The organism is Paenibacillus sp. FSL K6-1566 (assembly GCF_038050475.1).
GTDB lineage: Bacteria > Bacillota > Bacilli > Paenibacillales > Paenibacillaceae > Paenibacillus_AQ > Paenibacillus_AQ lactis.
In genome coordinates, this window is record NZ_JBBOSR010000001.1 from 2,112,284 (window position 1) to 2,127,979 (window position 15,696).

Genomic DNA, 15,696 nt, shown 5'->3' on the forward strand with positions numbered 1-15,696 from the left:
GTTAGGAGGGTTTTATGGTATGTCAGCAGTAAGACAGGATGCTTGGAGCGCAGAGGATGATCTGATTTTAGCGGAGGTGACCCTGCGCCATATTCGGGAGGGCAGCACCCAATTGGCTGCCTTTGAGGAAGTAGGGGAGCGGATCGGCCGCACTTCGGCCGCCTGCGGATTTCGATGGAACAGCTGTGTGCGCAAAAAATACGAGGAAGCAATCAGCTTGGCGAAATCCCAGCGCCAGAAAAGAAGTTATTATAAGAAGCAGTCGCCGCTTAGCGGCCCGCAGGTTGCAGGCGTAGCTGCCCAGGAACTGGAACAGGATGCCTATAAAAACGACGGAGCCACGGAAGAAACGCTGTCCATTGATGCCGTCATCCGTTTCCTTCGTCAATGGAAGGGCGGGTTGCAGGAAAGCTCACGCCAGTATAAGCTGCTGGAGAAAAATCTGCGCGAGAAAGAGGAAGAGCTTGCAAGACTTCGCAGCGAGAATGAGCGTCTCTTGAAGGAAGTCAGTGAAGTGAAAACCGATTACCATGTCGTCAATGATGACTATAAGGCGCTGATCCAGATCATGGATCGGGCGCGAAGACTGGCTTTCCTGAATGAAGAGGACGAGGAGCTGAAAACTCGCTTCAAAATGGACGCCAACGGAAATCTGGAACGAATCGAATAGAAACAGGCTAGACATCCAGTGCCTAGCAGCCGTAACCCGCATTAGTGCATTTCATGCGCTTTGGCGGGTTATTTGTGCGTATATGAATTCTTTCTGATATATACTAGAGCTAGTACAGCATTTTGTTATTTCTAGCGATGATGGAGGTAAGGATGAACATACATATTTTGGGGGCCGGTTCCTTGGGCCTGTTATATGCCGCCAAGCTTGCGGCAGCCGGAAATGACATCACATTATGGTGCCGCGGCGCTCAGCAGGCGGAGAGAATCGGGACAGAGGGGATATCATTGGATAATACGGCCGGCGAACGGACGCTGGTCCAGCCGGACCGGATCAAGGCGTATCCGCTGTCTGCCTTTTCGGCTCGGGGCGGGGCGGAAGGAGCAGATGTTCTTTTTCTTATGTTAAAACAGCAGGGCATCGAGGATATGGCAAAGCAAGTGCTTCTTCCGTTCGGGCATGCGAAACGCCGGTTGATTTGCTTTCAAAACGGAACCGGCCATATGGAGCTTCTTAACCGCTACCTTCCGGCCTGGGAGCTTTACGCAGCGATAACGACGGAGGGCGCCAAGCGTACGGGTCCGGCCTCGGTGCTTCATGCAGGACATGGAACGACGACGATCGGGAGGCTGCCTCAAGCTGAGGGGTCCAGTGGGCAGGAGCAGGAAGACGAAGCCGAAATCGAGCTGGTGAAACAGCTTAACCGTGCAGGATTCGAGTCGTTTTTGTCGAAAGAAATGGAAGAGATGATCTACCGGAAGCTGCTCATGAATGCTGTCATCAATCCGCTGACGGCTTTGTGGCGGGTTCGAAACGGAGAGCTGCTGGCCTCGCCGCAGCGGGTGGCGATCATGAGGGCGCTTTACGATGAAGGAATGGCGGTATATAAGGCGGGTAATATCCCGTGCGGGAGCCATTTATGGGAGCAGATCGAGCAAGTCTGCCGGTCTACCTCGGACAACACCTCCTCGATGCTGAAGGATGTTCTCGAGGGACGCACGACGGAAGCGGCCTGGATTAACGGAAGTATCGTCCGCATGGGCAGAAGATATAGAGTAGCTACACCACACCACGAGCTCATTTTACAGCTTATTGAGGGAATGACTATATAGGAGGTACGATAGTATGGGTTTCTTGAACAATCTGCTCTTTTGGTTGAGTGTAATTCCATTCATTCCGTTTTTCCTGGTATACTTCATCGTCATTCGAAAGGGGAACAGCCGTAAGCAGGCGATTGAGCTCGCCATGGATGTGACGACCTTCTTTTTGATATTCTCGGTTTCGGCTTTGTTTAACATTATATTCCAGTCAAAATTTGGTTTTTATCTGGTTTTGCTCCTGCTGCTCATTGCGGCAGGGTTGATCGGGAGTGCGCAAAACCGCTGGAAGGGCCGGGTCAATGGGAAGAGACTCGTCAGGGCGGTGTGGCGCCTGGGGTTTGTCGCCTTAAGCGCTGGATACTTACTTTTTACATTTTTTGGACTGCTTACATACATAATTAAGGTTACATAGGGACAACTTAATCGTTAAGATAACACTTGGGGAATCTGCCAGATCTAGGATCAGGCAGATTTTTCAATTTTCTGATTTATGGATTTTTTTGACCACTGGTTGTATAATCGATAAGCATATACCTATTTTATGAGGGGGATAACGCAAGATGAAGAAACACAAGAAACTGCTGCTTCTCATGACACTGATTCTTGCCTTCAGTTCAGTGTTGGCCGCATGCGGAGCTGACAAGAATGATCAAAGTGCCAACAGCGGAACAGGGAACAAGCCGAAAGAACAAGTCTTTCGCATGAACCTTGCCTCCGACCCTCCGACATTGGATCCAGGATTGTCCCAGGACAATACATCGAATACGGTTATCAACGCTGTGTTTGAAGGTCTGGTTCGCAAAGGTGCCGACGGCACGGAAGAACCTGGCGTAGCGGAAAAATGGGACATCTCCGAAGATGGCCTCAAATATGTTTTCACCCTTCGCAAGGACGCCAAATGGAGCAACGGCGATCCGGTAACGGCCAAGGATTTCGAATTCGCGTGGAAGCGCGTGCTCGATCCTAACTTTACTCCTGCATCCCCTTACGCTTACCAGCTGTACTACATCAAGAACGCTGAAGCGTATAACAAAGGAGAAATGAAAGACGCTAACGAAGTCGGTGTAAAAGCAACCGATGACTACACGCTGGAAGTAACGCTGGAGAACCCGACGCCATACTTCCTGAGCCTCATGTCCTTCCAAACGTATTTCCCGGTTCATAAATCCGTTGAAGGCAACGCTTCTTGGGCGACGAAACCGGATACGTTGATCGGGAATGGTCCGTTCAAAGTTTCACAAATGACGAAGGGCCAAAAGATCGAGCTTGTGAAGAACGACCAGTATTGGGACAAAGCTTCCATCAAGCTTGAGAAAGTACAAATGAGCATCGTTAACAGCTCTGCGACCGAGCTTGCAAGCTACCGTAACGACGAGCTGGATTATGCCGGACATCCGACAGGAAACATTCCGACAGACCAGCTGAATGCGGTGAAGAAAGAGCTTGGCGATGAGCTTGTGATCAAGGGGATCGCCTCGACGTACTTCTATATCTTCAATACAACGGAAGAACCGTTTGATAACGTAAACATTCGTAAAGCCTTTGCGATGGCAATCGACCGCAAGGCGATCGTAGAGAAAATTACGCAAGGCGGACAGCTCCCGGCTTACGGCTTCGTTCCTCCGGGCATTAAAGGCGAGAAGGATGAATACCGTAAAGAAGTTCCGGACAACTACTTCAATGAGAATCTGGAAGAAGCGAAGAAGCTGCTCGAACAAGGCATGAAGGAAAAAGGCTATACGACTTTGCCGGAGGTTACGCTGATCCACAACTCCGATGACAACCACAAGAAGATTGCGCTGGCCATCGCGGATATGTGGAAGAACAACCTTGGCGTAACGGTTAAGGTTCAAAACCAAGAGTGGGGCGTATTCTTGAAGAACCGCACGGATCTCAACTACCAAATTGCACGTTCCGGATGGGGAGCCGACTACAACGACCCGATGACCTATATCGACATGTGGACATCGACCGGCGGCAACAACGATACCGGCTTCAAGAGCGAAGAGTATGACAAGCTTGTCAAGGAAGCTTATGCTACCAGCGACAATGCGAAGCGCATGGAATTGATGTCTCAAGCGGAGAAGATTCTCGTTCAGGACAACCAGGTTGTTATGCCGATCTACTACTACTCTAGCGTTTCCCTGGTTAAACCTTGGGTGAAGAACCTCCATCTTGATTATAAAGGCGATATCGATTTCACACGTGCGTATATCGAGTAGTCTTCTGTAATTCCTTTATAAAAGTGCATGTTCAAAAAGTCGGTTTAAAAGACGACTTTTTGAACAACCTCTAAAAGGTTGCAGTTCGGGATATATATGTGGGGCTTCTAACACCTCATATATATCCCGATTTTTTGTATGAGCGCCCGGTTACCAAATCCTGTGTCCCTTGGTGAAACTTATTGGATGCTCATTTGATTAGGGAAGACTACAATGAAATAGACGGCTTGGTATAGAACAACAGGAGCAGGAGGACGACAAGAATGCTGAGGTATGTGGCGAGTAAGTTTTTTTACATGCTTGTATCCTTGTTCATACTGATCTCAGCCACTTTTTTTCTTATGAAGGCCATACCGGGAGATCCGTTTATGGGAGAGAAAAAACCATCGCCTGAAATCTTGGCGAGGCTGATGGAGCAGTATGATTTGGATAAACCGGTTTTTCAACAATACACGAAATATTTAGGTAATATCATTCAAGGTGATTTCGGTTTGTCTATGAAGCATCAGGGGCAATCGGTCACCGATATTATAGTAGATACGTTCGGACCTTCGCTTCGGTTGGGTCTGATCGCGATTGTCGTCTCCGTAATCGTCGGTGTACTGCTGGGGATGCTGGCAGCTCTTTATCACCGGAAGCTGATTGACAATCTAGCGATGATTATCTCGGTTCTCGGGATCGCGGTTCCGAGCTTCGTCCTGGCATCCATGCTGCAGTTCGTATTGGCGGAGAAAGCCGGCCTGTTCAATGTCATGGGCTTTGACGGTCCGCTCGATTATGTCCTGCCTGTCATGGCTTTGTCCGCACAGCCGATCGCGTTTATCGCCCGTTTGACACGCTCCAGCATGCTGGAAGTGCTTCATTCGGATTATATCAAGACAGCAAAAGCCAAAGGACTTAACTGGTTTGCAATCATGTTCCGCCATGTCATCCGCAACGGCATCCTGCCGGTGGTTACGTATGTCGGTCCAATGACTGCCAATATCATTACCGGTTCTGTCGTTATCGAGCAAATTTTTGGTATCGGCGGCATCGGCAAGCAGTTTGTGGAGAGCATTACGAACCGTGACTATACGGTGATCATGGGGATTACGATTTTCTACGGCATCCTGCTGATGCTGGCGCGTTTCGTTACAGACATCGTATACGTATTTGTGGATCCGCGCATTAAACTATCCGGCGGGAAGGAGGGATAAACATGGCGACAGAACAGGGAATGCCTCATCCGGCCGCTCAGCAATTAACGCCTGAAGACTTCCGGAAGATCGGTCCGGATGAGAAGCAGTCCGAAGTCATCCAGCGGGAAAGCTTGTCTTCCTGGCGGGATTCCTGGGAACGATTGCGCAAGAATAAGCTTGCGATGACGGGCCTCGTTGTCATGATCCTGATTGTCATCATGGCGATCATCGGACCGATGATTTCGAATTATGACTATGAAACCAATGATTTGATGAATACGAACGCTCCGCCTTCCGCCGAGCATTGGTTCGGTACGGACGATCTGGGCCGCGACGTGTTTGTCCGCACCTGGATGGGAGCTCGCATATCTTTGACGGTTGGCCTTGCGGCGGCAGCCATTGACCTGATGATCGGCGTTATTTACGGCGGCATTATGGGTTACTTCGGCGGGCGCGTCGACGAATTCATGAATAAATTTGCAGAAATTCTGTATTCCATTCCTTATTTGCTGGTAACGATTTTGCTTCTGGTCGTGTTTGAGCCGAGTCTTGGGACGATCATACTTGCCTTGACGATTACAGGATGGATCAACATGTCCTGGATCGTGCGAGGCGAAATTATGCAGCTGAAAAACAGGGAATTCGTGCTGGCTTCCCGGTCGATGGGCGCAAGCGCGCCGCGGCTGTTGTTCCGGCACTTGATTCCGAATGCGATGGGACCGATCATCGTTACATTGACGTTGTCGGTGCCGAGCGCGATTTTCTCCGAAGCGTTCCTGAGCTTCTTGGGTCTTGGCGTACAAGCTCCTGTCGCTTCGTGGGGCTCCATGATTAACGACGCTCTGTCGGGATGGATGTACTATCCTTGGCGGATGCTGTTCCCGGCTCTGTTTATCAGCTTGACAATGCTTGCATTCAACATTTTCGGTGACGGTTTGCGCGATGCGCTGGATCCGAAATTGAAAAAATAGGAGGTGGGAAGGTATGGAACCGATCTTGCAGGTTAAAGACCTCAACGTATCGTTTCGTGTCCGAGGCGGCGAGGTAAAGGCTGTGCGCGGCGTGAATTTTGAAGTCGGCAAGGGGGAGACGGTTGCCATCGTTGGTGAGTCCGGCAGCGGTAAAAGCGTTACCGCCCAGACCATTATGCGTTTGATTCCGTCGCCGCCCTCAGAGATCAAAAAAGGAGAGGTCATTTTCCAAGGACAGGACCTTCTCAAAAAAACGAATAAACAGATGGAAGCGATCCGCGGCAAGGATATCGGGATGATCTTCCAGGATCCGATGACCTCGCTGAATCCGACCATTAAAATCGGCAAGCAGATAACCGAGGTGCTCGTGAAGCATCAGCGCATGTCGTTCTCCGAAGCGAAGAAGCAGGCGATCGAAATGCTGAAGCTCGTCGGCATCAAGAATGCCGAGGAACGGTTTGATCAATACCCGCATGAATTTTCGGGCGGCATGCGTCAACGTGCGATGATCGCGATCGCGCTTGCCTGCAAGCCGACGCTGCTTATTGCGGACGAACCGACAACGGCGCTGGACGTGACGATCCAAGCTCAAATCATGGATGTCATGAAAGAAATGCAGCAGCGTCTCGGCACGTCGATTATTCTGATCACCCATGACCTTGGGGTCGTGGCCGGCATGTGCGATCGCGTGATCGTTATGTATGCGGGCGAAGTGGTAGAGACCGGAACGAAATGGGAGATCTTTAAAAATCCCCAGCACCCCTACACGAAAGGTCTGCTTCGTTCCATGCCGCGCCTGGATCAGAAGAAGGACGAGCCGCTCATTCCGATCATCGGAACGCCGCCGGATCTGATCAAGCCGCCTGTCGGCTGTCCTTTCTGCGCCCGCTGCGATGAGGCGATGAAGATTTGCGAACGGATCGACCCGGGAGCGACGGAATTCAGCGACACGCATATGGCGCGCTGCTGGAATTTGCATCCGATGGCGAAGGAGGCGCAAAGCTCATGAAGGATAACCATCTGATTGAAGTGAAAGGCCTCAAGAAATACTTTAATGTCGGCGGGGGCAATGTGCTCAAGGCGGTCGACAACCTGAACTTCTATATCCGCGAAGGCGAAACGCTCGGCATGGTCGGGGAATCCGGCTGCGGCAAATCTACGGCGGGTCGGACGATTCTGCGTTTGTACGAGCCGACGGCAGGCAGCGTTAACTTTAATGGTACGGACATTTACAAGCTGTCTCCGAAGAAAATGAAGGCGATGCGGCGCGATATGCAGATGATCTTCCAGGATCCGTATGCATCGCTGAATCCGAGATTTACGGTTTCCGATATTATCGGTGAAGCGCTGGATATTCACGGCATGGCCGGAAGCCGCGCAGAGCGCAAGAAGCGGATTGAGGAGCTGCTTGACATGGTCGGCCTGAACAGCGATCATGCAACGCGTTATCCCCACGAGTTCTCGGGCGGTCAGCGGCAGCGGATCGGCATTGCGCGCGCGCTTGCGGTCAATCCGAAATTCATCATATGCGACGAGCCGATCTCGGCGCTCGACGTATCCATTCAGGCTCAGGTGGTCAACCTGCTGAAGGATTTGCAGAACCGTCTCGGATTGACGTACCTCTTCATCGCTCACGACCTGTCGATGGTCAAGCATATCAGCGACCGCGTAGCGGTGATGTATCTTGGGAAAATGGTCGAGCTGGCGGACAGTGAAGAGCTGTACGCCAACCCGATCCATCCTTACACCAAAACGCTGCTGTCCGCCATTCCGATTCCGGATCCGGAAATCGAGGCGAACAAAACGCGTCTTAAAATGGAAAATGACATGCAGGGACCGATTTCGGCCGCCAAAGGAGAGGACGGAACGGTTCAGCTGGATGTGGATGATACCGAACTGGTCGAGGTATCCAAGGGCCATTGGGTTGCCAAGGCTTACGCATAATTCGGCCTTGACAAGTAGAAATAGCCGCAGGCAATCATGCCGGCGGCTATTCTTTTCCTTTGACGCACAATACCAACATTCGGTACAATCAAGAAAGGTTTTATTAGGTTAGAATAAATGATCGTACACATATTGGATATTTTGGCGACGAAAGAATAGGAGGCGACCTCATGAATATCGTTCCGGAACCATTACACCTCGCCTCGCGTCTTGCTCAGGACTATATTCACCGTTTCGATCAAGTCAGCGGATTATACGGTGGAGATTACCGCAGCGAGCGAAGTTTTGCCGAGCGGGCAGCATGGCTGGACCTTTCGGAAGACAAGCGCACGCCGCGCAAGGCGCTGGTCAGTTGTCTTCGGGCATATAATAAGAAGCACAATAATCATCCTGCAGTACATACGTCGCTGGATTCACTGGAGCAGCAGGGTACGCTGGTGATGGTCGGCGGGCAGCAAAGCGGGTTGTTTACAGGTCCGCTGCTCGTTGTATACAAGGCCATCACGATCATCCAGTCTGCCCGGGAAGCACAGCGGCGGCTCAACCGGCCGGTGGTGCCTGTATTTTGGATCGCTGGGGAAGATCATGATTGGGACGAGGTGAATCACACGTATTTCTTGTCCCCGGATCAGAGCCTTGCCAAGGTGAAGCTGGATCCGAAGGATGCACTGAGAACCTCTGTCAGCTATACGAAAGTAGACCGTGCGGATTGGGACGGGCTGCTGAACGAGCTGCAGCAGCAGCTGCTTGACAGCGAACACAAGGGCGAGTTGTTGAGGCTGGTCAGCGAATCGGTCCAGGATGCACCCTGTTTAAGCGATGCTTTTGCAAGGCTGCTCGGCGGGATGTTCGGCAAATACGGATTGATTTTACTCGATTCCGCCGACCCTGCGCTGCGGGAGCTGGAGGTTCCCGTGTTCGAAGCGATGATCAAGCGTAATGAAGATGTATGCCGCTCCTACCAGGCTGCGGCTAAAGAAATCGCCGGACGGGGCTATGAAGTTCAGGCGGAGGTCGCGGAGAATGGGGCGAATCTCTTCTACGTGCATGAAGGCAGACGGCTTCTGCTGTTCCGCGAGGGGGATGTCTACACGGACCGGAAGGGCCTCGTATCCTTTACACGGCAGGAGCTTCTCGACGAGCTGCATAAGCATCCGGCCCGGTTCAGCAACAATGTGCTGACCCGTCCGATCATGCAGGACTCACTGCTCCCCGTACTCGGAACCATTCTCGGCCCAGGCGAGATTTCGTATTGGGCGATCACCCGCGACGCTTTTGCCGATCTGGGATTGCGAATGCCGCTGATCATCCCGAGAATGTCCTTTACGCTTCTGGACGGGACCGTTCATAAATACATGGATAAGTATGAGCTGACCTTCCAGGACGTGCTGCTCAATCTAGCGGAGAAGCGGGATGCGTGGCTGGCTGGCCAAGACAAGCTGAATTTGGATGAACGGTTTGCCCAAACGAAGGCCGCGTTTGAGACGCTGTACCAGCCTTTGATAGAAGATCTTGGTAAAATGCAGGCGGGGCTGTTAAAATTAGGGGAAACGAACCGCGAGAAAATCTTGGAGCAGATGGATTTCCTGCTCAGCAGATCAAAAAGCGCATTGGCCCAGCAGCATGAAGCAGCTTTGGCGCAGTGGAAGCGGATCGAAGTGTCGCTTCTGCCTGAGGGCAGCCCGCAGGAAAGGGTGTACAACATCGTAGAATACATGAACCGCTACGGGCTGAATCTGGTGGACCGCCTGATGGAAATCCCGTATGAAGGTTCGGGCACCCATCGTGTCGTATTCATATAATAAGCCGGTATGCATTAAACAGACCATAGGAGGTTAGTTGTATGAGCTCATCTGCATTACAGAACAGCAGCATCGCCGACGTCAAGTTGGCGCCGGAGGGTCATTTGAAGATTGACTGGGTGAAGGCGCACATGCCGGTACTGAACCGGGTGCGGGAGCAGTTCGAACGGGAGCTTCCGTTCAAAGGCTTGAAGGTCGCCATCTCCTTGCATCTGGAAGCGAAGACCGCCTATCTTGCAAAAGTCATTCAGGCCGGGGGAGCCGAAGTGACCATCACCGGCAGCAACCCGCTGTCCACACAGGACGATGTATGCGCGGCTTTGGTGGAGGACGGCATTACCGTGTTCGCGAAATATAATCCCGATCCGGAAGAATATAAACAGCATCTCATCTCGACATTGGAGACGAGACCCGATCTCATTATTGATGACGGCGGCGATCTCGTTACGATTTTGCATGCTGAGCGCACAGACCTGCTTGAAGGGGTTCGCGGCGGGGCGGAAGAAACAACGACCGGCATTCTGCGACTAAAGTCCCTGGAGAAAGAAGGGGCGCTAAAATTCCCGATGGTGGCCGTCAATGATGCATACTGCAAATATTTATTCGATAACCGCTACGGTACGGGCCAATCCGTATGGGACGGCATTAATCGGACGACGAATCTGGTCGTGGCTGGAAAAACAGTGGTTGTCGTCGGCTACGGCTGGTGCGGCAAAGGGGTTGCGATGCGGGCCAAAGGTCTTGGTGCCAATGTCATTGTTACCGAGGTGGATGCGATTAAAGCGGTTGAAGCCTATATGGACGGCTTCCGGGTGATGCCGATGCGCGAAGCGGCGAAGCTGGGGGATTTCTTCGTTACCGTAACCGGCAACCGCGACGTAATCAGCGGCGAGGACTTCGATGTTATGAAGGACGGAGCCATCCTATCGAATGCGGGACATTTCGATGTGGAGGTCAACAAGCCGGATTTGGCCGAGCGCGCCCAGTCGGTTCGCACCGTTCGCCGCAATATTGAGGAATATCATCTGAAAGACGGACGCAAAATTTACTTGCTGGCCGAAGGCCGCCTCGTCAATCTGGCAGCGGGCGACGGCCATCCGGCTGAAATTATGGATATGACCTTTGCGCTTCAGGCGCTGTCTCTGAAGTATGTAAATGAACAATATCAGCAGATCGGTACGCGGGTGCTGAACGTTCCTTATGAGTTGGATGAGCAAGTGGCACTTTATAAGCTGGAAAGTCTAGGCATTCAAATCGACAGCTTGAGCGCTGAGCAGAAAGCTTACTTGGATAGCTGGGCCCAGCATTAAACCTATACGGCACCTTAACACTTGAGAACCTCCTTCCATTCCCGGCAGGGATTTGGAAGGAGGTTTTTTGGTGCGGTCATCTTGAGAGAAATAACCAAAAAAACAAAATCCCGCTTGAAGGAATTTGATTCTTGACGCCGAATCTATTATCCTAAAGTGGTGGAAAGTGGTGCAAAGTGGGGAAACGGGGTTAAGGGGTGGAATGCCTGATGTTTATGGGGGAGTTTCAGCATAGCATTGATGACAAGGGAAGAATCATCATCCCCGCTAAATTTCGGGAGCTCTTAGGCGCCTCGTTTGTTGTTACCCGCGGATTGGACCAATGCCTATTTGTATACCCCAGAGAAGAATGGTCCATTATGGAGCAGAAGCTCAAATCCCTGCCGCTCATGAAGTCGGATGCCCGCGCATTCACCCGGTTTTTCTTTTCCGGGGCAACCGAATGCGAATGGGATAAACAGGGAAGGGTAAATTTGCCGGGCAATTTGCGCGAGTTCGCCAAGCTGGAGAAGGAGTGCGTCGTTATCGGCGTATCCAACCGCGTGGAGATCTGGAGCAAGGAGCAGTGGCAGAAGTACTACGAGCAGTCGGAGGAGACATTCAACGACATCGCCGAGAAGCTGGTCGATTTTGATTTCGATCTTTAAACGGCTTGCAGTAGTACTTGACGATTGAGCAGCAAATGTAAACGACTAGAATGTTGAATTCAGACACAATGGAGGGCTGCAGCTTTGTTCCATCACATCACGGTGCTTAAGCAAGAAGCGACAGAAGGGCTGCGCATCAAACCAGATGGTATATACGTTGACTGTACGCTTGGAGGCGCGGGGCATAGCTCGCTCATTGCTTCCCAGCTAAGTTCGAAAGGCCGGTTGATCGCATTGGATCAGGACGATTGGGCATTGAATAATGCCCGGGAAGTAATGAAGCCTTACGCAGACCGGATTACGCTCGTCAAGACGAATTTTCGGGATCTGGAGGAGGTGCTCCGGAGCGAAACGACGCCAGGCGGGAACGAACAGCCGCAAGTTGACGGTATACTCTTTGATTTGGGCGTGTCTTCTCCCCAATTCGATGAGGGAGAGAGAGGGTTCAGCTACAATCACGATGCGCCGCTGGATATGCGGATGGATCAATCCGCCGAGCTGACCGCTGCAACGATCGTCAACGAGTGGCCGGAGCAGGAGATTTCGCGAATTCTACACGAATACGGCGAGGAGAAGTTTTCACGCCGCATCGCCAAGGTCATTGCGGAAAGAAGGGCACAGCGACCTATTCAGACAACCGGGGAGCTTGTCGAATTAATTAAGGAAGGAATTCCGGCAGCAGCAAGACGTACGGGCGGCCATCCGGCGAAGCGCAGCTTTCAGGCGTTCCGGATTGCGGTCAATGATGAGCTTGGCGCATTCCAGGATGCGCTGCACCAGGCGGTGAGATGCCTTGCCCCGGGGGGGAGAGTGTCCGTGATCACGTTCCATTCGCTGGAAGACCGGATATGTAAGCAGATTTTCAATTCGTATATTCCTAAATGCACTTGCCCTCCGGATTTTCCAATGTGCGTATGCGGAGGCGGCCAGGGGGATTTGAAGCTGGTGAACCGCAAGCCGATCATACCGTCGGCGGAGGAAATCGAGGGCAACCCGAGAGCAAGATCGGCGAAGCTGCGAATTGCAGAAAAGCAGTAGCACACATTATACCTGAAGAAGGAGAATCGCCATGGCATACACACGCGGTAATTTGGCTGTACAGGAGAGACAGAAGGAAACGCAGTCCGCCTATCTCGAGAAGACGAAAGTCATCAAACGCCGTTCCCAGTTACCCCAGAAAGAAAAGCTTCTGTATTTGTTGTCCGTGGTGCTCATGGTTGTCGTCATGGGCGTGGTCGGCATGAGCCATGTTCATTCCTATGACCTGAATCGGCAGATCCATGTAACGGAGAATAAGATTGAAAAAGGGAAACGGACGGTCACACAGCTTCAAGTCGAGAAGCAGACGCTGGAGATGCAAATTTTGGAGAAGGCAAAAGAGCTTGGTTACGTGCCCATTGATGAAACAGACGCCATTCATTTGTCACCGGTTTCCGGACAATCCGGAACAGAGGCTTCGAAATCCGGACAAAATGATTAAAGTGTGAGGTTACGCCAATGGTTAAAAAAATCAAACTGCGCACCGTGCTAATAGGGGGATGTATAACCCTCTTTTTTGCTTTATTAATTGGTCGGGTGTTCTGGCTGCAGGTCATCGACAACGATTTCTGGAAGGCTGAAGCGATGAAGCGCTGGTCCCGCTCGCAGGATCTCCCTGCATCCCGGGGGACGATCATGGACCGGGACGGCGATATTCTGGCCATGGATGCGCCAGCCTATACCGTGGTCGTCAATCCGAAGGTCATTCAGGCGAACGGCCTGGAGGAGGATGTCGTTAAGGGGCTGCATGACATTCTCGGCAAGGATGAGGACGAGCTTCGGGAAATGGTCCGGGCCAAGAACGATAAGGGAGAATATCTGCAGGGGCGCGAGGTCCGCAGCGAGGGCTGGAAGATCGACGAGGAGACCAAGGACAAGGTTGAAGAGCTGAAGAAGAGCCTGGAGCAGAGGCTAAAGAAAGACGGTAAGATCCCCGATTCGGGCATCGACCTCCGGCTGGAACAGAAGCGCTACTATCCGAAAGATTCGCTGGCAGCGCATGTCGTTGGATATACGGATCTCCAGGGAGAAGCGATTGGCGGCATTGAGGCCTTTTACGACGACTACCTGCGGGGAAAGGACGGGTTTGCCTCCTACAAGAGCGACAAGAAGGGCGTCAAGCTGCCGAGCCAGGATGATTTATACCAGCCTGCCATAAATGGGAAAAATTTATTGCTGACGATCGATGATACAATCCAGTATTATATCGAGGACGCGATGCGAGAAACGTTTGACAAATACAAGCCGATCAGCATGACGGTGATCGCGGCGGATCCGAAGACCGGAGAAATCCTCGGCATGGCGAACCTGCCGACCTATAATCCCAATACATACTGGGAATCGGAATACAAGAACTTTTACAATCATGCGGTAAGATCGCGGTACGAGCCGGGATCGACCTTCAAGATCGTCACCTTGGCCAGCGCCATCCAGGAGAAGCTGTTCAACCCGAATGCAGCCTACCAGTCGGGCACCCTCCGGATCGGGAACCGAACCCACAGAGACATACGTCCTGAGGGTTGGGGGACGATAACCTATCTCGAAGGCGTGAAGCGGTCGAGTAACGTGGCCTTTGTCAAGCTGGGGTACGAAATGCTTGGCAAGGAGCGGCTCACCAACTATATCAAGCAATTCGGCTTTGCGGAAAAGACCGGTATCGACCTTCCGGGCGAAACGTCCAGTATCCTGAACATGACTTACGATCCGGATATCGCCTCCATGACCTACGGCTATGCCGTTTCGGTGTCGCCGATCCAGCAAATTGCGGCCATCTCGGCCGTTGCGAACGGCGGCAAGCTGATGAAGCCGCATTTGGTGAAGGAGATCGAGGATCCGAACACCGGCAAGACCAAGAAAATCGAGCCAAAAATGGTCCGCCAGGTCATCTCGCCCGAGTCAGCCAGGGAAACCGGCAAATATCTCGAGCAGGTCGTTGCCGACGCTGACAAAGGTACAGGGCACGCGGCATATATCGACGGTTACCGGGTAGCGGGGAAGACGGGTACTGCCGTCAAATCCAGCGGCGGCTATAAGGATACGACCAAACAGGTTGTTTCCTTTATCGGTTACGCGCCGGTGGAGGATCCGAAGATCGCTGTGCTGGTCATCATTGACGAACCGAATGAGGAGAAAGGCGGAGGCGCGCTCGCGGCACCGATCTTCAAAGAGATCGTATCCAAGACGCTGACTTACTGGGGCGTTCCGAAGTCGAATGCCGAAGATAAGGGGAAATCGAAAGAGACCGTACTTCCCGACGGGTCCTATGAAGCTCCGAAAATGACGGGCATGAAGGTAAGCGAAGCGAAGGCGAAGCTGCTTGAGGAGGGCGTTGTATTCGAGACGCTCGGCAGCGGAAGCACCGTAAAGAAGCAGTTTCCGGAGCCCGGCACGCCGATCAGCGGCGCGCAGCGCATCTATCTCTTGACCGAGGATGAAGCGACGATGTCAGTTCCGAATTTGCAGGGCGAGTCACTTCGCGATGCGATGGAGGTCCTGACCTTGATGCGGGTCAAGGTCATGGTCCAGGGCGAAGGCTACGTTACCAAGCAAATGGAAACGAGTGAGAACGGCCAGCGGACCGTGCATCTGACACTGACGCCTGCCGAGGATAAGTCGGAGGCAAGCGACAGCGAAACCGGAGCTGAAATCGAAAACGAAACCGAAAACGAAGCTGAATCCGGAACCGCAACTCAAGAAGAGAAGGCAACCGATGCCGCCGACCAGGCGGCGGGAAGCGAAGAGGACAAGGAATAGCTTGTTCTATCCCCGGTTTGTCCCGAATACTCATGTGATGAAGGCATTTCATGAGCTTTC

The 15,696-nt window shown here is 52.2% G+C and carries 14 protein-coding genes; all 14 read left to right on the plus strand.

Annotated elements, in window-relative coordinates; translation table 11 throughout:
• Nucleotides 1-19: 19 nt before the first annotated feature.
• Nucleotides 20-670 carry an RsfA family transcriptional regulator gene (locus tag NST08_RS08995; RefSeq protein ID WP_007129448.1) on the plus strand — a complete coding sequence of 217 codons (651 nt, stop codon included), beginning with the start codon at nucleotides 20-22 and terminating at the stop codon, nucleotides 668-670.
• A 152-nt stretch (nucleotides 671-822) separates the two neighbouring features.
• Nucleotides 823-1,782, plus strand: coding sequence for a ketopantoate reductase family protein (locus tag NST08_RS09000; protein ID WP_007129449.1), 960 nt, complete (start codon nucleotides 823-825; stop codon nucleotides 1,780-1,782).
• A 13-nt stretch (nucleotides 1,783-1,795) separates the two neighbouring features.
• Nucleotides 1,796-2,182 carry a DUF3397 domain-containing protein gene (locus NST08_RS09005; protein WP_007129450.1) on the plus strand — a complete coding sequence of 129 codons (387 nt, stop codon included), beginning with the start codon at nucleotides 1,796-1,798 and terminating at the stop codon, nucleotides 2,180-2,182.
• A 148-nt stretch (nucleotides 2,183-2,330) separates the two neighbouring features.
• The gene (locus NST08_RS09010; RefSeq protein WP_007129451.1) at nucleotides 2,331-3,992 is read left to right on the plus strand and encodes a peptide ABC transporter substrate-binding protein; all 1,662 of its coding nucleotides are present in this window, start codon (nucleotides 2,331-2,333) and stop codon (nucleotides 3,990-3,992) included.
• Between the two features lie 263 nt (nucleotides 3,993-4,255).
• A complete protein-coding gene (locus NST08_RS09015; RefSeq protein ID WP_007129452.1) occupies nucleotides 4,256-5,188 on the plus strand; it encodes an ABC transporter permease in 933 nt (310 codons plus the stop codon).
• Nucleotides 5,189-5,190: 2 nt separating this feature from the next.
• Nucleotides 5,191-6,141 carry an ABC transporter permease gene (locus NST08_RS09020; protein WP_007129453.1) on the plus strand — a complete coding sequence of 317 codons (951 nt, stop codon included), beginning with the start codon at nucleotides 5,191-5,193 and terminating at the stop codon, nucleotides 6,139-6,141.
• Nucleotides 6,142-6,154: 13 nt separating this feature from the next.
• Nucleotides 6,155-7,150, plus strand: a complete 996-nt coding sequence (locus NST08_RS09025) for an ABC transporter ATP-binding protein (RefSeq protein WP_007129454.1) — start codon at nucleotides 6,155-6,157, stop codon at nucleotides 7,148-7,150.
• On the plus strand, nucleotides 7,147-8,085 hold the full coding sequence (locus NST08_RS09030) for an ABC transporter ATP-binding protein (RefSeq protein ID WP_007129455.1): 939 nt from the start codon (nucleotides 7,147-7,149) through the stop codon (nucleotides 8,083-8,085). Before NST08_RS09025 ends, NST08_RS09030 begins: the two co-directional genes overlap by 4 nt.
• 170 nt (nucleotides 8,086-8,255) lie before the next feature.
• Entirely contained in the window at nucleotides 8,256-9,887 is a 1,632-nt protein-coding gene (gene bshC / locus NST08_RS09035) for a bacillithiol biosynthesis cysteine-adding enzyme BshC (protein ID WP_341033981.1), read from the plus strand.
• 41 nt (nucleotides 9,888-9,928) lie between these two features.
• Nucleotides 9,929-11,197, plus strand: coding sequence for an adenosylhomocysteinase (locus NST08_RS09040; protein ID WP_144878354.1), 1,269 nt, complete (start codon nucleotides 9,929-9,931; stop codon nucleotides 11,195-11,197).
• 209 nt (nucleotides 11,198-11,406) lie between these two features.
• On the plus strand, nucleotides 11,407-11,844 hold the full coding sequence (gene mraZ, locus NST08_RS09045) for a division/cell wall cluster transcriptional repressor MraZ (RefSeq protein WP_007129458.1): 438 nt from the start codon (nucleotides 11,407-11,409) through the stop codon (nucleotides 11,842-11,844).
• Between the two features lie 84 nt (nucleotides 11,845-11,928).
• On the plus strand, nucleotides 11,929-12,882 hold the full coding sequence (rsmH, locus tag NST08_RS09050; RefSeq protein WP_007129459.1) for a 16S rRNA (cytosine(1402)-N(4))-methyltransferase RsmH: 954 nt from the start codon (nucleotides 11,929-11,931) through the stop codon (nucleotides 12,880-12,882).
• A gap of 31 nt (nucleotides 12,883-12,913) precedes the next feature.
• Nucleotides 12,914-13,324: a cell division protein FtsL gene (locus tag NST08_RS09055; RefSeq protein WP_341033980.1), complete on the plus strand. Its 411-nt coding sequence runs from the start codon at nucleotides 12,914-12,916 to the stop codon at nucleotides 13,322-13,324.
• Between the two features lie 17 nt (nucleotides 13,325-13,341).
• Nucleotides 13,342-15,636 (plus strand): penicillin-binding transpeptidase domain-containing protein, encoded by a 2,295-nt coding sequence (locus NST08_RS09060; RefSeq protein WP_341341695.1) that lies wholly within the window; start codon nucleotides 13,342-13,344, stop codon nucleotides 15,634-15,636.
• Nucleotides 15,637-15,696 lie beyond the last annotated feature (60 nt).